Annotated in this window: 14 protein-coding genes; 12 read left to right on the top strand and 2 right to left on the bottom strand. The window is 70.2% G+C overall.

The features are described from left to right. Positions 1–4 precede the first annotated feature (4 nt). Positions 5–2,314 carry a RelA/SpoT family protein gene (locus ABD989_RS02480; protein ID WP_246995775.1) on the top strand — a complete coding sequence of 770 codons (2,310 nt, stop codon included), beginning with the start codon at positions 5–7 and terminating at the stop codon, positions 2,312–2,314. Positions 2,315–2,406: 92 nt separating this feature from the next. On the opposite strand, the gene ABD989_RS02475 is transcribed toward ABD989_RS02480, so the two are convergent. After that, positions 2,407–3,384 (bottom strand): peptidylprolyl isomerase, encoded by a 978-nt coding sequence (locus tag ABD989_RS02475; RefSeq protein ID WP_246995777.1) that lies wholly within the window; start codon positions 3,382–3,384, stop codon positions 2,407–2,409. Positions 3,385–3,586: 202 nt separating this feature from the next. On the opposite strand from ABD989_RS02475, the gene ABD989_RS02470 reads away from it, so the two are divergent. Further along, complete coding sequence (locus ABD989_RS02470; RefSeq protein ID WP_345312301.1) at positions 3,587–4,288, top strand: MBL fold metallo-hydrolase; 702 nt, start codon at positions 3,587–3,589, stop codon at positions 4,286–4,288. Further along, positions 4,285–5,556, top strand: a complete 1,272-nt coding sequence (gene hisS, locus ABD989_RS02465) for a histidine--tRNA ligase (protein ID WP_345312300.1) — start codon at positions 4,285–4,287, stop codon at positions 5,554–5,556. The genes ABD989_RS02470 and hisS overlap by 4 nt, the downstream gene beginning before the upstream one ends. A 30-nt stretch (positions 5,557–5,586) precedes the next feature. On the opposite strand, the gene ypfJ is transcribed toward hisS, so the two are convergent. Continuing rightward, positions 5,587–6,474: a KPN_02809 family neutral zinc metallopeptidase gene (gene ypfJ / locus ABD989_RS02460; RefSeq protein WP_345312477.1), complete on the bottom strand. Its 888-nt coding sequence runs from the start codon at positions 6,472–6,474 to the stop codon at positions 5,587–5,589. A 154-nt stretch (positions 6,475–6,628) separates the two neighbouring features. Between ypfJ and aspS the strand changes: the two genes are divergently transcribed. From aspS to ABD989_RS02415, 9 genes are all read left to right on the top strand, one after another. Next, positions 6,629–8,440 carry an aspartate--tRNA ligase gene (aspS, locus tag ABD989_RS02455; RefSeq protein ID WP_345312299.1) on the top strand — a complete coding sequence of 604 codons (1,812 nt, stop codon included), beginning with the start codon at positions 6,629–6,631 and terminating at the stop codon, positions 8,438–8,440. Beyond that, on the top strand, positions 8,437–9,570 hold the full coding sequence (locus ABD989_RS02450; RefSeq protein ID WP_345312298.1) for a hypothetical protein: 1,134 nt from the start codon (positions 8,437–8,439) through the stop codon (positions 9,568–9,570). The genes aspS and ABD989_RS02450 overlap by 4 nt, the downstream gene beginning before the upstream one ends. A 5-nt stretch (positions 9,571–9,575) precedes the next feature. Further along, positions 9,576–10,970, top strand: a complete 1,395-nt coding sequence (locus ABD989_RS02445; protein ID WP_345312297.1) for a replication-associated recombination protein A — start codon at positions 9,576–9,578, stop codon at positions 10,968–10,970. A gap of 49 nt (positions 10,971–11,019) precedes the next feature. After that, positions 11,020–13,686, top strand: coding sequence for an alanine--tRNA ligase (gene alaS, locus ABD989_RS02440; RefSeq protein WP_345312296.1), 2,667 nt, complete (start codon positions 11,020–11,022; stop codon positions 13,684–13,686). Further along, the gene (gene ruvX / locus ABD989_RS02435) at positions 13,683–14,135 is read left to right on the top strand and encodes a Holliday junction resolvase RuvX (protein WP_345312295.1); all 453 of its coding nucleotides are present in this window, start codon (positions 13,683–13,685) and stop codon (positions 14,133–14,135) included. Before alaS ends, ruvX begins: the two co-directional genes overlap by 4 nt. Continuing rightward, positions 14,128–15,930 carry an endolytic transglycosylase MltG gene (locus ABD989_RS02430; protein ID WP_345312294.1) on the top strand — a complete coding sequence of 601 codons (1,803 nt, stop codon included), beginning with the start codon at positions 14,128–14,130 and terminating at the stop codon, positions 15,928–15,930. Before ruvX ends, ABD989_RS02430 begins: the two co-directional genes overlap by 8 nt. Further along, on the top strand, positions 15,930–16,745 hold the full coding sequence (locus tag ABD989_RS02425; protein ID WP_246995797.1) for a shikimate dehydrogenase: 816 nt from the start codon (positions 15,930–15,932) through the stop codon (positions 16,743–16,745). Before ABD989_RS02430 ends, ABD989_RS02425 begins: the two co-directional genes overlap by 1 nt. A gap of 89 nt (positions 16,746–16,834) precedes the next feature. Further along, positions 16,835–17,224, top strand: coding sequence for a prepilin peptidase (locus ABD989_RS02420; protein WP_345312293.1), 390 nt, complete (start codon positions 16,835–16,837; stop codon positions 17,222–17,224). Between the two features lie 57 nt (positions 17,225–17,281). Beyond that, complete coding sequence (locus tag ABD989_RS02415; RefSeq protein WP_425556462.1) at positions 17,282–18,031, top strand: DUF1906 domain-containing protein; 750 nt, start codon at positions 17,282–17,284, stop codon at positions 18,029–18,031. Positions 18,032–18,042: the final 11 nt, after the last annotated feature.

The following is an 18,042-nucleotide window of genomic DNA, read 5'->3' as shown; positions in this document are numbered from 1 at the left end:
CTGCATGAGTGAAGCGGACACCGGTCGCCGGCCCGAGGACTCCGGGGCGGCACCGCTGAGTTCCCGTCGGGTGCGTGCGCGTCTGGCACGCCGCATGACCGCCGGCCCACGGAGTCCGATCGACCCGGTGCTGGAGCCGTTGGCGGCGCTGCACCGCGAGGTGTACCCCAAGGCCGACGTCTCGGTGCTGCAACGCGCCTACGACGTCGCCGCCGTCCACCACGAAGGACAGTTCCGTAAGTCGGGCGACCCCTACATCACCCACCCCCTGGCGGTGGCGACCATCCTCGCCGACCTCGGGATGGACACCATCACCCTCGTCGCCGCCCTGCTGCACGACACCGTCGAAGACACCGGCTACGCCCTGGAACAGCTTGACGCCGACTTCGGCTCCGAGGTGGCCCACCTGGTGGACGGGGTCACCAAGCTCGACAAGGTGGCGCTGGGCAGCGCCGCCGAGGGCGAGACGATCCGCAAGATGATTATCGCCATGGCGCGCGACCCACGGGTCCTCGTGATCAAGGTGGCCGATCGTCTGCACAACATGCGCACCATGCGTTTCCTGCCGCCGGAGAAGCAGGCGCGGAAGGCTCGCGAGACCCTGGAGGTCATCGCACCGCTGGCGCACCGGCTGGGCATGGCCACGGTGAAGTGGGAGTTGGAGGATCTCTCGTTCGCGATCCTGCACCCCAAGCGCTACGAGGAGATCGTCCGCCTGGTGGCCGACCGCGCGCCCAGTCGCGACACCTACCTCGCGCGGGTGCGCAGCGACCTGAACAACGCGCTCGCCGCGTCGCGCATTCAGGCCACCGTGGAAGGGCGCCCGAAGCACTACTGGTCGATCTATCAGAAGATGATCGTCAAGGGCCGCGACTTCGACGACATTCACGACCTGGTCGGCATGCGCATCCTGTGCGACGAGGTGAAGGACTGCTACGCCGCGGTCGGCGTGGTGCATTCGCTCTGGCATCCGATGGCCGGCCGATTCAAGGACTACATCGCCCAGCCCAGCTACGGCGTCTACCAGTCGCTGCACACCACGGTCATCGGCCCGGAAGGAAAGCCGCTGGAGGTGCAGATCCGGACCGACGAGATGCACCGCACCGCCGAGTTCGGCATCGCCGCGCACTGGCGGTACAAGGAAGGCCGAAAAGGCAAGGGGCGCAAGGGAACCGACACCGCCGACGTCGACGACATGGCCTGGATGCGGCAGCTGCTCGACTGGCAGCGGGAGGCCGCGGACCCGGGGGAGTTCCTCGAGTCGCTGCGCTACGACCTGGCGGTCAAAGAGATCTTCGTGTTCACCCCGAAGGGCGACGTGGTGACGCTGCCCGCGGGTTCCACGCCGGTGGACTTCGCCTACGCGGTCCATACCGAGGTGGGCCATCGCTGCATCGGCGCCCGCGTCAACGGGCGTCTGGTGGCACTGGAACGGCCGCTGGAGAACGGCGAAGTGATCGAGGTGTTCACCGCCAAGGACGAGAACGCCGGTCCGAGCAAGGACTGGCAGAGCTTCGTCGTCTCCCCGCGCGCCAAGGCCAAGATCCGGCAGTGGTTCGCCAAGGAACGGCGGGAGGAGGCGCTCGAAGCCGGTAAGGACGCCATCGTCAAGGAGGTGCGACGCGGGGGACTGCCCCTGCAGCGCCTGCTGTCGGCGGAGTCGGTCAACACCGTCGCCAAAGAACTCGGTTACGCCGACGTCGAGACGCTGTACACCGCGGTCGGCGAGCACAATCTCACCGCCGGCCGCGTGGTGCACCGTCTCGTCAGCGCCCTGGGCGGGGTCGAGCGCGCCGAGGAGGAGCTCGCCGCGCGGGCCACCCCGTCGACCGTCGCGCGCGAGGGACGCTCACGGACCGGCGACGTGGGCGTGGTGGTCGAGGGCGTCGACAACATCCTCATCAAGCTGGCCAAGTGCTGCACACCGGTGCCGGGTGACGAGATCCTCGGCTTCGTGACGCGCGGCGGCGGAGTGAGCGTGCACCGCAACGACTGCACCAATGCCGCCGCGCTGCGCGCGCAGGAGGAGCGGCTGGTGCCGGTCCACTGGGCGCCCAGTCCGTCGTCGGTCTTCCTGGTCGCCATCCAGGTGGAGGCCCTCGATCGTCACCGCCTGCTGTCGGACATCACCCGTGTCCTCGCCGACGAGCGGGTCAACATCCTCTCGGCCAGCGTCCAGACCGGCCGCGATCGGGTGGCGATCAGCAAGTTCACCTTCGAGATGGGCGACCCCAAGCACCTCGGCCACGTGCTGAACGTGGTGCGGAACGTGGAGGGCGTATACGACGTCTACCGCGTCACCTCCGCGGCCTGAGACCGCCGACCCTCGGACGCCAGAAACAGCCGGAAACCAGAACAGCCGGGCCCCGCGAACGGGGCCCGGCTGTGTCGGCGTGTCAGGTGGGATCAGTCCTCGCGGACGCCCACACCGGTGACGACCACCTCGGTCTTGGGCACACCGGACTGCAGTTCCTCGCCCGGCTTCGGGGTGTAGGTTCCCGGCGCCGGCGCGATGCCGTTCTCGGTGATCTTGTCGAGCACGCCGAGGCTGCCTTCGTCGACCGAACCGATCACCGTGTAGTTGGGCAGCAGCGGGCTGTCCTTGAGGAAGAAGTACAGGCTGCCGGCACCGGTGTTGGCCACCGGCTGCTGCATCTGCATCGGGTTGCCCGGGGTATTGACGTTGAACACCGCCACCGTGCCGCGCGGGTAGACCACCGACTGCTGCGACGGATCCAGCGGGCTGGGCTCGCCGACCGGCTTCAGGTTCGTCGGCACCTCGTCGGGCATGGTCCAGCCCGGGTTGCCGCCGGCCCAACCGCCGGAGGTGCCCGCGGTGCCGGTCGGGTCGCCGCACAGGATGGCGCCGGCGTCCTTGGTGATGGTGATGCCGTGGCACGGCACGTCGTCGTAGTAACCGTCCTGCGCCAGCGAGATCACGCCGTTGACGTTGCAGGGGCCGTCCGCACGATTCAACGTGGTCGCGATCTTGCCGACCGACGTGTCGAAGGTCACCTGCACGGTGCCTTCCTTGAGCGGATCGTTCTGCGGGGTGGGCGAAGTGCGTTGCTGCTTCTCGCCCTGCTTGTACATGTCGAGGAGTTCCTGCATCTGCTTCTTCGACTCGTCCGGCACGTTGGCGGGCAGAGCGTCGGGCAGGGTTTCGAACGGATCGGCGGCCTCGTTGTAGGTGCAGATCACACGGCGGCTGTCGTCCCAGGCGCGGTAGATGAAGAAGCCGCCCACCGCCGCGGCGACCAGCACCACTACGCCGGCGGCCGAGCCCAGCATGAGCCGACGACGACGCACCTGCTGCTGCTCGGCTTCCAATCGCTGTTCCAGCTTGCGCTTCGCGGCTTCGCGGCGCTCCTCATTGCTCGTCACGCGGGGGAATCCTCCTGGTGGTCTGCCGACGTGCACACCACGACGGCCCATCGGCGCCCCATGCTATCGCAGGAACGTCGGTGGGCCGGGGGCTGGCACGCCGATGACGGGGTTCCGACCGGTTCCTGAGACAATGGAGCCTCCCTGAGACAATGGGAGTGCCGCCGACCCGCCCCGTCTCCAGAATTGAGGAACACCCACCGTGCTGATCACCGGTTTCCCCGCTGGCATGTTCTCGACCAACTGCTACGTCGTCGCCGATGAGGAACGACGCGAGGCCGTCGTGATCGATCCGGGTCAGGATGCGGCCCCCCAGGTCCGCGAACTGCTCGCCGAGCACGGTCTGACGCCGGTGGCGGTGTTCCTGACGCACGGCCATCTGGATCACACCTGGAACGCGCAGGAACTGGCCGACGAGTACTCGGTGCCGGTGTACATCCATCCCGACGATCGCGGCATGCTCGTCGATCCCGGCGAGGGCATGGGCAAGGCCCTGGCGTCGATGATCGGTGTCATGGAGTTCCGCGAGCCGGAGAAGGTCATCGAGTTCGTCGACGGCGAGGACGTCGACGTGGCGGGCGTGCGCTGGAGCGTCGACCACGCACCGGGGCACACCCGCGGCAGCGTGCTGCTGTCCATCGACGTGCCGACCGAGGCCGGACCCGCCGCCGTCTGCTTCAGCGGTGACGTGCTGTTCCAGGGATCGATCGGCCGGACCGATCTCCCCGGCGGCAACCACCAGCAGCTGCTCGACTCGATCGACGAACGCCTGATGGGCCGCGACGATCAGACCCTGATACTGCCCGGGCACGGCCCGCAGACCACCATCGGCGCCGAGCGCGCCGCCAACCCGTTCCTGCAGGATCTGCCGGGCGCGACCAAGAAGGGACGTTTCGGACTGTGAGTGCAGAATTCGCCGCACCCAAGGGGGTGCCGGACTACTTCCCGCCGGCCTCGGCCGACTTCCTGGCCGTCCGCAACGCCCTGACCGACGCCGCACACCGCGCCGGCTACGGACACATCGAATTGCCGATCTTCGAGGACACCGCGCTGTTCGCGCGCGGCGTCGGCGAATCCACCGATGTGGTCAGCAAGGAGATGTACACCTTCGCCGACCGCGGCGGTCGCAGCGTCACCCTGCGTCCGGAGGGCACCGCGGGCGTGATGCGCGCGGTGATCCAGCACGGCCTGGACCGCGGCCAGCTGCCGGTCAAGGTCTGCTACGCCGGCCCCTTCTTCCGGTACGAACGCCCGCAGGCCGGTCGCTACCGGCAGCTGCAACAGGTGGGCGTGGAAGCCATCGGCGTCGACGATCCGGCGCTCGACGCCGAGGTCATCGCGGTGGCCGACGAGGGCTACCGTCGTCTCGGACTCTCCGGGTACCGCCTGGAACTGACCTCGCTGGGCGACGACACCTGCCGCCCCCGCTACCGCGAGGCGCTGCAGGAGTTCCTGCTCGGTCTGGATCTGGACGAGGCCACCCGCGAACGCGCCCGGATCAACCCCCTGCGCGTGCTCGACGACAAGCGCCCGGAGATCAAGGAGGCGACCGCGACCGCGCCGCTGATGATCGACTACCTCAGCGATTCGGCGGGGGAACACTTCGCCCAGGTGCGCCGTCACCTCGACCGGCTCGGCGTGCCCTACGAACTGAATCCGCGCCTGGTCCGCGGGCTCGACTACTACACCAAGACCACCTTCGAGTTCGTGCACGACGGTCTCGGCGCCCAGTCGGGCATCGGCGGCGGCGGTCGGTACGACGGCCTGATGGCCGCGATCGGCGGTAAGCAGGAGCTGTCCGGCATCGGTTTCGGCATCGGCGTCGACCGCACGGTGCTGGCCCTGGCGGCCGAGAACGTGTCGGTGGCCGGTGAGGGGCGCGTCCAGGTATTCGGCGTACCGCTCGGCGCAGCCGCGAAGGACGAACTGGTCGCCCTGGCCGGGCGGCTCCGCGAGCACGGCGTCAGCGTCGACCTCGCCTACGGCGACCGCGGCCTCAAGGGTGCGATGAAGGCCGCCGACCGCTCCGGTGCCCGCCTGGCGCTGGTGCTGGGCGAGAACGAGCTCGCCGACGGGACCATCGAGATCAAGGACCTCGCCGACGGTCAGCAGACCAAGGTGGCCCTCGACGGCATCGTCGCCGAGGTGCGCGCCCGCCTGAACCTCGGCTGAGGTTCCGGCGGGGCGCCGCCCGGTTCGCGACTACAGGTCGTTGGTGGCGAAGGTGTTGCAGCGGTTGGGCTGACCGGACTCGTAGCCGATGGTGAACCAGCGCACGCGCTGCTCGGCCGAACCGTGCGTCCAGCTCTCCGGGTTGGAGCGCGAACCCTGGATGGTGTCGTCGCCGATCGCCTTGGCGCTCTGGATCACGGTGGCGATCTGCTGATCGGTCAGCGGGGCGAGCAGGGCGTCGGGGCCCTTGTCGGCGTGCGCGGCCCACACGCCGGCGAGGCAGTCGGCCTGCAACTCGATGCGGACCGATCCCTCGTTGCCCATCCGCTGGCCCTTGGCGAGGACGCCGGTGAGGTTCTCGATGTGGTGCGCGAACTCGTGGGCCACCACGTACTCCTGCGCGAGCGGGCCGTCGGACCCGCCCATGCGCTTGAGCTCGCTGAAGAACGACGGATCGAAGTAGGCGGTCTCGTCGGCGGGGCAGTAGAACGGGCCCATCGCCGACGACGCGGCGCCGCACGCGGTCTGGATCGACCCGGAGAAGATCACCGTCTTGGGGGCGGTGTAGCCGGACATCAGCTTCGGCCACACGCGGTTCAGGCTGTTGGTCGTGGCCACGATCCGGCAGACGTCGTCGGTGTTGGCCTGCTCGATGGTGCAGTTGTCGATCTTCTCCTGCAGCGCGGCGTTCGACCCGACGTCAGACGGCTGCGAGACGCTGCTGCCGGTGCCGCCCATGAGGTCGCCCGGATTGATGCCGAAGAGCAACGCCACGATGGTCAGGATCAGACCGGCGCCGCCGCCGAGCGCGATCTTGCCGCCGCCGAATCCGCCTCCGCCGCCGAATCCGCCTCCGCCGCCGGAGCCGCCCGCGCTGACGCCGCTGGTATCGAGCCCACCACTACCTTGGAAAGTCACAAGGCTCATGATGGCACGAGCGTGGGCGACTTCGGTGTGCAAGTGAGCCGAACCGGACGCGAGATGCCCGTAATGGCCCGCGCCCTCTAAGATCAAGGGTTGAGTCATGCCTGCCGTCCGGCATCGCTGACCCGGCACCGCTGAAAGGAACTCAGTGCTTCGCACCCACCTCGCCGGTTCTCTTCGTCCCGAGAACGCCAACCAGAGTGTCACCGTCGTCGGTTGGGTGGCGCGTCGCCGTGACCACGGCGGCGTCGTCTTCATCGACCTGCGCGACAGTTCCGGTCTGGTGCAGGTGGTCTTCCGCGACGAGCAGGTCGCCGAGGCCGCGCACAAGCTGCGCGCCGAGTTCTGCGTCCAGGTGACCGGCGACGTGGAGGTGCGCCCGGAGGGCAGCGCCAACGCCGCCCTGAGCTCCGGCGAGATCGAGATCAACGCGCGCGAGTTGATCGTGCTCAACGAGTCCGCTCCGCTGCCGTTCCAGCTCGACGAGCAGCCCGGTGAGGAGGCGCGCCTGCGTCATCGCTACCTGGATCTGCGTCGCGAAGGCCCCGCGAAGGCGATCCGGCTGCGCTCGCAGGCCAACGCCGCGGCCCGCTCCGTGCTGGCCGCACACGACTTCCTGGAGATCGAGACCCCGACGCTCACCCGGTCCACCCCGGAGGGCGCCCGCGACTTCCTGGTGCCCGCGCGCCTGCAGCCCGGTTCCTTCTACGCCCTGCCGCAGAGCCCGCAGCTGTTCAAGCAGCTGCTGATGGTGTCCGGCATGGAGCGCTACTACCAGATCGCGCGCTGCTACCGCGACGAGGACTTCCGCGCCGACCGCCAGCCGGAGTTCACCCAGCTCGACGTCGAGATGAGCTTCGTCGACGAGGACGACGTGATCGCCCTCGCCGAAGAGATCCTCACCGCGCTGTGGAAGCTGATCGGCTACGAGATCACCACGCCGATCCCGCGCCTGACCTACGCGGACGCGATGCGCCGCTACGGCAGCGACAAGCCTGACCTGCGCTTCGACATCGAACTGGTCGAGTGCACCGAGTACTTCGCCGACACCCCGTTCCGCGTCTTCCAGGCCCCGTACGTGGGCGCCGTGGTGATGGCGGGCGGCGCCTCGCAGCCGCGTCGCCAGCTCGACGCCTGGCAGGAATGGGCCAAGCAGCGCGGCGCCAAGGGTCTGGCCTACGTGCTGGTCGGCGAGGACGGGACCCTCGGCGGGCCCGTCGCTAAAAACCTGTCCGACGCCGAGCGCGCGGGGCTGGCGGCCCACGTCGGTGCCCAGCCGGGCGACTGCGTCTTCTTCGCCGCCGGCGCCGTCAAGGCGAGCCGGGCGCTGCTCGGTGCCGCCCGCGGCGAGATCGCGCAGAAGCTGGACCTGATCAAGGACGGCGACTGGGCATTCACCTGGGTGGTCGACGCCCCGATGTTCGAGCCGGCCGACGAGGCCACCGCGTCCGGTGACGTCGCCGTGGGCGACGGCGCCTGGACCGCCGTCCACCACGCCTTCACCTCGCCCAAGCCCGAGTGCCTGGACACCCTGGAGGCCGATCCCGGCGCCGCGGTGGCCTACGCCTACGACATCGTCTGCAACGGCAACGAGATCGGTGGCGGATCGATCCGTATCCACCGGCGCGACCTACAGGAACGCGTCTTCGCGATCATGGGCATCGAGCACGACGAGGCGCAGGAGAAGTTCGGCTTCCTACTCGACGCCTTCGCCTACGGTGCGCCGCCGCACGGCGGCATCGCCTTCGGCTGGGACCGCATCACCGCGCTGCTCGCCGGTGAGCCGTCGATCCGCGAAGTGATCGCCTTCCCGAAGTCGGGCGGCGGCGTCGACCCGCTGACCGATGCACCGGCGCCGATCACCGCGCAGCAGCGCAAGGAGTCGGGCATCGACGCCCAGCCGGCTTCCAAGCAGCCTGCGTCCAAGGACCCGAAGGTCGAGGTCGGCACCAACCGATGACCGCTGTAGTCGCGCAATTCCTGTCCGAGGCACTCGCCGCCGGGCAGGCGCTGCTGACTCGGCGAGCCGGGTCCACCGTCGAGGTGTTCGACCCCGAAGACCTCGGCGGCACCGGCCGCAGCACGGTGGTCCGCGCCCGACTCGGCGAGAATCCGCTCGGCGTGGGCCGCACCGTGGTGATCAAGGTGCTCGATGACGGAGCGCCCACCGCGCCCTTCCTCCGGGAAGTGGCGGGGTACCGCTACGCCACCGCGTTGCCGAGTCAGTCCCGTCCGGGCCCGCAGCTCCTCGCGGCTGATGAGGCGCGCCGCATCCTGGTGCTGTCCGACCTCGGCCACGGCCGCGGCATGATCGAACTGCTCTCTGAGGACTTCGACGATGCCGCTCGCGGTGTGAGTGCGTGGGGCCAGGCCCTGGGCCGCATGCATGCGGCCACCGTCGGCGGTGAAGAAGACTTCGATGCGTTGCTCCGACAGGCCGTCGGCCGGACCGACGACGGTGACGCGTGCGGTACCGATGCGGTGGCCGCACAGGCCGCCGCGGCCCGCGATGGCGCGCACGAACTGGTGGCGCGGCTGGGCATCGACCTCTCGCCGCGACTGGCCGCGGAACTCACCGCCGGCTGCGATCTGTTCGCCGGCGGGGACCTGCGCGCGTTCAGCCCGTCGGACGTGGGGCCGGAGAACATCCTGCTCAACGACGACGGCGTGCAGTTCATGGACTACGAGTTCGCCGCCTTCCGCGATGCCTCGCTGGACGTCGCCTACGCGCTGGTCACGTTCCCGGCCTACGTCGGCGAGGCCTCGGTGAGTCGGCGCGCGGACCTGGAGCGGAAACTGGTCGACGCGTGGCGCGCCGAGGTGAAGGGCCTGTGGCCCAATCTGACCCGCGACGCCGGACTCGTCCGGCCGCTCCTGCACGCGCGCACCCTCTGGGTGTGGCTGAGCACGCATTGGATCGTGGCCAGCGGTACCGGCGGCCACGACTGGGCGTTGCACACCACCGACGCCCGCGTGGTGCTGACTCGGTGGGCCGACCTGGCGGATGCGGCGCGGACCGTCGACGACGCCGAACTCGCCGAGGCGGCCACCGCGATGGAGCGGGCGCTGGCGCACTTCTGGTTCGACTGAGCGCGATGACCGACCCCGAACCCGGACTGTTCGCCGCCCCCGGCGACGACGCACAGGCGCCCGCCGCCGCGCCGCACCCGGGTTCGGCGGTCCCGCCGCTCGCGGTGCGCATGCGACCGCGGACGCTCGACGAGATCGTCGGCCAACAGCATCTGCTCGGTGAACGGTCGCCGCTGCGCCGCCTGATCGAAGGGTCCGGCGCGTCGTCGGTCCTGCTGTACGGCCCGCCCGGCACCGGCAAGACCACCATGGCGTCGATGATCAGCGGCGCCACCGGCGGGCGCTTCGAGTCGCTGTCGGCGTTGTCGGCCGGCGTCAAAGAGGTGCGCGCGGTGATCGACCTCGCGCGCCGCCGCCTCGCTCAGGGCCAGCAGACGGTGCTGTTCATCGACGAAGTCCACCGGTTCTCCAAGACCCAGCAGGACGCGCTGCTCGACGCCGTGGAGAACCGGATCGTGCTGCTGGTCGCGGCCACTACGGAGAATCCGTCGTTCTCGGTGGTGGCGCCCCTGCTGTCCCGGTCGTTGGTACTGCAGCTGCGGCCCCTCGAAGACGACGACATCGCCACGGTGCTGCAGCGGGCGATCGACGATCCGCGCGGCCTCGGCGGCGCGGTGGCGTTGTCGGACGAGGCACGCGACCATCTCGTCTCGATCGCCGGCGGCGATGCCCGGCGCGCGTTGACGGCGCTGGAGGCCAGCGCCGACGGTGTGCTGCGCGGCGAGGAGTCCGACGAGTCCGACACGGCGCCGCGGGAGATCGCGGTGGCCGACGTCGAGGCCGCGGTGGACCGCGCCGCGGTGCGCTACGACCGCGACGGCGACCAGCACTACGACGTGATCAGCGGCTTCATCAAGTCCATCCGCGGTTCCGACGTCGACGCCGCCCTGCACTACCTGGCGCGGATGATCACCGCGGGGGAGGACCCGCGCTTCATCGCCCGCCGCCTGATGATCCACGCGAGCGAAGACATCGGCATGGCCGATCCGACGGCATTGCAGACCGCGGTCGCCGCCGCGCAGGTGGTGGCGCTGGTCGGCATGCCGGAGGCGCGGCTGGCCCTGGCGCAGGCCACCATTCATCTCGCGACGGCCCCGAAGTCGCCGGGCGTGGTGGCGGCGCTCGGGGCGGCGATGAGCGATGTCAGCAGCGGCCGCATCGGTCTGGTGCCGCCGCACCTGCGCGACGGCCACTACAGCGGCGCCGAGGCGATGGGCAGCGGCGTCGGCTACAAGTACGCGCACGACTACCCGGGCGGCGTCGTCGCCCAGCAGTATCCGCCCGATCCGCTGGTCGGCCGCGACTATTACGCGCCCACCGAACACGGCTTCGAGCGGGAACTCGGTCCGCGCGTGGGTCGCCTCCGGGCCATCGTGCGCGGGTTGACCGGTCGCCGGTAGACTGACGGGCTGACTACCCGCGATTGTTGAGCGAAGGACATTCAGCCCAGTGCAGACGCATGAAATCCGGAAACGCTTCCTGGATCACTTCATCCGGGCCGGACACACCGAGGTGCCCAGCGCCTCCTTGATTCTGGACGATCCGAACCTGCTGTTCGTCAATGCCGGCATGGTGCCCTTCAAGCCGTACTTCCTGGGGGACCAGACGCCGCCCTTCCCGCGCGCCACCAGCGTGCAGAAGTGCGTGCGCACCCTCGACATCGAGGAGGTGGGCGTCACCACGCGTCACAACACCTTCTTCCAGATGGCAGGCAACTTCGCCTTCGGCGACTACTTCAAGCGCGAGGCCATCGAGTTCGCGTGGTCGCTGCTGACCGATCCGGTGGAGCAGGGCGGCTACGGCATGGACCCGGAGCGACTGTGGCCCACGGTCTACGTCGACGACGACGAGGCCGAAGGCATCTGGCGCGACGTGATCGGCGTGCCCGCCGAGCGCATTCAGCGTCGGGGGATGGCCGACAACTTCTGGTCGATGGGTGTGCCCGGACCGTGCGGTCCGTGCTCGGAGATCTTCTACGACCGCGGCCCCGAATACGGTGTCGAAGGCGGCCCGGAGGCCGACGAGGATCGCTACATCGAGATCTGGAACCTCGTGTTCATGCAGGACGAACGCGGCGAGGGCACCAGCAAGGACGATTACGAGATCCTCGGCCCGCTGCCGAAGAAGAACATCGACACCGGCATGGGCATCGAGCGTGTCGCCTGCCTGCTGCAGGGTGTCGACAACGTCTACGAGACCGATCTGCTCAAGCCGGTCATCGACCTCGCCTCCGCGCTCAGCGGCCGCGTCTACGGCGCAGGCAACGCCGAAGACGACGTGCGTTTCCGCGTCATCGCCGACCACTCGCGCACCGCCGTGATGCTGATCGGTGACGGCGTGATCCCGGGCAACGACGGTCGCGGCTACGTGCTGCGCCGCCTGCTGCGCCGCGTGGTCCGCTCGATGCGACTGCTCGGTGCCACCGCACCCACGATGGCCGCCATCGTGGAGAAGGTCATCGAGAACATGAGCCCGGCGTACCCGGAGCTCGCCGAGCAGCACGACCACATCCTGACCGTCGCCGTCGCCGAGGAGACCTCGTTCGGCCGCACCCTGGCCTCGGGTTCGGTGCTGTTCGCCGAGGCCGCTAGCGCCACCAAGGCCGCCGGCCGGGAGCGGATCAGCGGCGACGACGCCTTCACCCTGCACGACACCTACGGTTTCCCGATCGACCTGACCCTGGAGATGGCCGCCGAGGCCGGTCTGCAGGTGGACCGCGAAGGCTTCACCGAGCTGATGGCCGAGCAGCGTCGACGCGCCAAGGCCGACGCCGCGGCCCGCAAGTCCGGGCACGCCGACCTGTCGGCCTACCGCGACTTCCTCGATCGCGGCCCCACCGAGTTCACCGGCTTCACCGAACTGGTCAGCAACGCTCGCGTCCTCGGCATGGTCGCCGACGGCGAGCGCGTGCTGGCGGCCACCCCGGGCACCGAGGTGGAACTGGTGCTGGACCGGACGCCGCTGTACGCCGAATCCGGCGGCCAGACCGCCGACATCGGCACCATCACCACCACCGGCGGCGCGCGCCTGGCCGTCAAGGACGTGCAGAAGCTCAACAAGCAGGTCTGGCTGCATCGCGGTGTGGTGGAGGCCGGCGAGATCGTCGAGGGCGACGAGGTGTTGGCCTCGGTGGACTCCGGCTGGCGGCACGGGGCCACCCAGGGCCACTCGGGCACCCATCTGGTGCACGCCGCGCTGCGGCAGGTCCTCGGACCCACCGCCACCCAGGCCGGTTCGTTGAACCGTCCCGGCTACCTGCGCTTCGACTTCCACGCCTCGTCGCCGCTGAGCGATGACCAGCGCGCGCAGATCGAGCAGATCAGCAACGAGGCCGTCGCGGCCAACTACACGGTCAACACCTTCGAGACCGACCTGGCCAAGGCCAAGGAGATGGGCGCGCTGGCGCTGTTCGGCGAGAACTACGGCGACGACGTGCGTGTCGTGGAGATCGGCGGACCGTTCTCGATGGAGCTGTGCGGCGGCACCCACGTCGGCACCTCCGCCCAGATCGGCCCGGTCACGGTGATCGGCGAAGGGTCGGTGGGCTCCGGTGTGCGCCGCGTCGAGGCCTACGTCGGCATGGATTCGCTGCGCTACCTGTCCAAGGAGCGGGCCCTGATGGCCGGTCTGTCGGCGTCGCTGAAGGTGCCGTCCGAGCAGGTGCCCGACCGCGTCGAGCAGCTCGTCACGCGTCTCAAGGAGGCGGAGAAGGCGCTCGACGCCGTCCGTGCCGAGCAGGCCCGCGCGGCCGTCGGCAGCCTGATCGACGACGCCGAGTCCGTCGGCGGCACCCTCGTGGTGGCCGGCCGGGTGGGAGACGGCGTGGACGCGAACGGTCTGCGGACCCTCGTCACCGAACTGCGCGGCAAGGTGGCCGACCGGGATGCCGTCGTGGCCCTGTTCGCCGTCGACGGCGCCAAGGTCCCGTTCGTGGTGGCGACCACCGCGGCCGCCCGCGACCGCGGTCTCAAGGCCGGTGCCCTGGTGGGCGAGGTGGCGCCGCTGGTGTCCGGTCGAGGGGGCGGCAAGCCGGACCTGGCCCAGGGTTCGGGCAGCGATGCCGCAGGCATCGATGCCGCACTGCGGCGGATTCGCGACATCATCGGGGAGCAGTGATCGCCCCGCGCGGTCGGCGCCTGGCGATCGACGTCGGCAGCGTGCGGGTCGGGGTCGCCACGTGCGACCCGGACGGCATCCTGGCGACGCCGGTGGAGACGGTGCAGCGCACGCCCGACGACGCCGATGTGCGGCGGGTCGCGGCGCTGGCGGCCGAATACGAAGTGCTCGAGGTGATCGTCGGTCTGCCGCGCACGCTGCGCAACACCGACGGTCCGGCCGTGGAGGCCGCCCGCGACTTCGGGGACCAGGTGGCCGCGGCCGTCGCCCCGGTGCCGGTGCTGTACCACGACGAACGCCTCACGACGGTGACCGCGGCCGGTGCGCTGCGGGCCAGCGGACGGAAGGGTAAAGCCGCGCGCGCCGTGATCGATCAGGCCGCCGCGGTGGCTATCCTTCAGGGATGGCTGGATGCCCGACGCAACCAAGGACGGGACGCAAGTGACTGACGAGAACGGCCCGGAACGCCCGATTCCGGGGCATCGCGCTGAGCCGCCCACGCGGCATCGGCGTCGTCGTGCCCCGGGTGATCCGACGACGACGGGCAGTATCCCGATCGTGCGGACGCCGTCGGATATGCCCGACCCGACGGTGGACTACCGACGGCCCGAGCGGTCGCCCAACCCGTATCTGGAGATCCGCTACTCGCAGACCGAGTTGCCGCAGATGCAGTTCGGCTCGACGTTCACCGAGCCCCCCGCGGCTCCGACGAAACCGGCCGCACCGCGGACTCCGGTGACCCCGCCCGCGCCGTCGGCGGCTCCGGCTCCCACACCACCGCCCGCGGCACCGCCGCAGCGTCCGGTTGCCGCGGCACCGCCGCCTGCTTCCACGGCCCCGCCTACGGCGCCGGTTTCCACGGCCCCGCAGGCAGCGCCCACCTTCGACATTCTCGACGAGGTCGCGACGGCGCCCGCCGCGGCTGCCCCCGCTGACCCGTTCGTCCCCGTCCCGCTCGCTGCCGAACCGATCGTGCCCGAGCCCGCCGTGTTCGAGCCGCTGGCCGCCGAGCCGCCGGCCGCGGAGCCGGCCGCGCCCGCGCCGCCGATCGAGCCGCCGGACAACCCGGATTGGCTCGACGACGCGGAGCCGGGCCCCGGTATGCCCGCGCGGCGCAAGCGCGGTCGGATGATCTTCGCCATGGTGGCCGTTCTCGTGCTGCTGGTGTCGGTGGGCCTGGTCGGCATGCGCCAGCTCGGCGTCTTCGACTCGCGCAAGGACTTCGACTCCACCACCGGCGGTGCCATGGTGCTGGTGGCGGTCCCCGAGGATGCCTCCCTGCGCGAATTCGGGCGGTTGCTCACCGACGCGGGCGTGGTCGGCAGTCAGCGGGCCTTCGTCGACGCCGCCGGGAACCAGGCGCTGTCGGCGGGCTACTACGAACTTCCGACCGGTATCTCGGCCACGACCGCGGTCGATCGGATCGCCGGCGGCGAGAGCCGCGTGGGACGCGTCGTGATCCCCGAGGGCCTGCAGCTCGACTCCAAGACCGGTGTCGACGGCAAGGTGACCCCCGGCATCTTCCAGATGCTCGCCGATGCCACGTCGCTCGAGGCCGACGGACGCACGTACGGCGTCACCGTCGAGCAGTTGCAGACGGCGGCGGCGCAGTCGTCGGCGGCCGAACTGGGCGTGCCCGAGTGGGCGACGTCGGCGGTGACCAAGCTCGACGGCGATCACCGCCGGATCGAGGGGCTGATCGCGTCCGGAGCGTGGGAGGACGTCGATCCCCGGTTGGACGCGAAGGAACTGCTGAATTCGCTCATCACGCGCAGTGCCACCCGGTTCGAGACGTGGGGGCTGCTCAGCGCCAACGATTCGGGCCTGTTGCCGTACGACACGCTGGTGGTGGCCTCCATCGTCGAACGTGAAGTGAGCCAGCCCGACGACTACGCCAAGGTGGCGCGGGTGATCCTCAACCGTCTGGACAAGGGCCAGAAGCTGGAGATGGATTCCACAGCCAACTACACGGCCGCCATCACCAACATCGATGTCTTCGGTGAGGCCTACACCTCGAAGACTGAGTGGAACACCTACCAGCGGGAAGGTCTGCCGGTGACGCCGATCGGCGCGGTCGGCGAGCGTGCGTTGGCCGCGGTGGAGAATCCGTCCGAGGGGAATTGGCTGTACTTCGTGACCGTGGACAAGCAGGGCACCACGCTGTTCGCGCAGAGCTACGAGCGGCACAAGAAGAACCGCGACGTGGCCTGCAAGAACAAGTTCATCACCACCGGCTGCAGCTGATGACGGCGCGTAAGGCGGCGGTGCTCGGATCGCCGGTGCGGCATTCGCGTTCGCCCGATCTGCACCGGGCGGCGTACGCCGCGCTCGGTCTGGACGGCTGGACGTACGACCGGCTGGAGACCACCGCCGAGGAACTGCCCGAGCGGGTCGCCGCGGCGGGACCGGAATGGGTCGGCTTCTCGGTGACCATGCCGGGCAAGCTGGCCGCGCTGGAGGTGGCCGACGAGGTCACCGAGCGGGCCGCGTTGATCGGCTCAGCTAACACCCTGGTGCGTCTGCCGGACGGCCGGTGGCGCGCCGATTGCACCGATGTCGACGGGATGACGGGCGCCCTGCGGGAAGCGGCGGTGCCCGCCGACGCGGACCGCGCCGTGGTGATCGGTGCCGGCGGCACGTCGCTGCCGACCATTGCCGCGCTCGCCGACTGGGGCGTGCACGAGGTGACGATCTCCGCGCGCAGCGCGGCACGGGCGTCCGGAGCGGTGGATCTGGCGCATCGGCTGGGGCTGGCCTGCACCGTGGTCGGTTTCGAGGACGGTCCGCCGTTGGCGTCCGCGGCGGCCGACGCCGACGTGGTGATCTCCACGGTTCCGGCCACCGCGACGGCCCCGGTGCTCGCGTCGCTGCGGGCCTCCCGTCGCCTGATCGACGTGATCTACGATCCGTGGCCCACACCGCTGGCGAGCGCGGTGAACGAGGCCGGCGGCATCGTCGTGGGCGGCCTCGTCATGCTGCTGAACCAGGCGTACAGCCAGGTGGAGCAGTTCACCGGGCGGCCGGCACCGCGCGCGGCGATGGCGACCGCGCTGACCTGACGTCCCGCCTGTGGACAGCCCGCGCCTGGCGGGCGAGCCTGTGGACGGCCGCGGGGGCGTCGTCGGCTCGGGCGGCCACGCTGAGGGGCATGGGGTGGTTCGTCGCGGGATACCTGGTGGTGTTGGCGGTGATCGACGCGCGGACCGGGCGCATCCGGAATGTGCTGAGCGTGCCGCTGCTGGGCGCGTCGGTGCTGCTGATCCTGGCCGAGCCGTCGGCGGGTGCGGCTGCGGTGGCGGCCGCCGTGCCCTATCTGATCGGGTTCTTCGGTCGCGGCTGCGGCGGGGGAGACGTGAAGATGGCGGTCGGCTGCGGCGCCCTGCTCGGCAACCCGCTGACCGCGCTGCTGGCGGTGGCCGGGGCCGGAGCGTTGACTGCGGCGGCGTGCCTGGCCACGGGCCGGTCGGCGGTCCCGCACGGTCCGGCCCTCGTCCTGGCGACGGTGATGCTGTGGCTGGTGCCGGTCGGTAACTATTGAGACTCATGAGGTTATTGGGTCTGGAGTTGTAGGAGTGGCTCCCGCTACGGTGAGGGCGTGCAGCTGTCTCGTCGTCGTTTCCTGTCCACCGTCACCGCCGGGGCCGTCGGCCTCGGTGTCGGCGCGCTCGTTCCCGCGGGGACGGTGCAGGCCGTCGGGTCCTCGGAACTGCCGCCGTCGCTGCCGCCCGGCACCTCGTTGGGCACACTGCTCGACTACGCCGTCGGGACGCCCGATCCGAAGGCCGTCGCGGCCGCCGGGCACGCCGGGGTGATCCGCTACGTGTCCGATCGTCGGCCGGGAGCCGAGTACATGACCGGCAAACCGCTGCTGGCCGCCGAGGCCGCCGCGATGCGGGCGGCCGGCCTCACCGTCGTCTCCAACTATCAGTTCGGCAAGGCCGAGACCGCCGACTGGCTCGGCGGCTATCCCGCGGGCTTGCGGCATGGGCGTCGCGGCGCGGCGCTGCACACCGAGGCCGGCGGCCCGGCCGGCGCCCCGATCTACGTCTCGATCGACGACGACCCCAGCTTCAGTCAGTTCGTCACGCGGATCGCGCCGTACCTGCTGGCGTGGAACTCGGTGATCGGTCCGGCGCGCGTCGGCGTGTACGGCAACGCGCAGACCATCCAGTGGGCGTCGAACGCCGGCTTGGCGCGGTGGTTCTGGCAGCACGACTGGGGCACGCCCAAGGGCTACCTCCACCCGGCCGCTCACCTGCATCAAATACCCGGCCAGCGCACCGTCGGCGGCATCAACGTCGACGTCAACACGGTTCTGAAGGCTGACTACGGCCAGTGGCGCTGAGCCGCTGACGC

This window comes from Gordonia alkaliphila (assembly GCF_039542465.1).
Classification (GTDB): domain Bacteria; phylum Actinomycetota; class Actinomycetes; order Mycobacteriales; family Mycobacteriaceae; genus Gordonia; species Gordonia alkaliphila.
The sequence above is the reverse complement of the archived record's forward strand: the minus strand, read 5'-3'. Positions and strand labels throughout refer to the sequence as shown.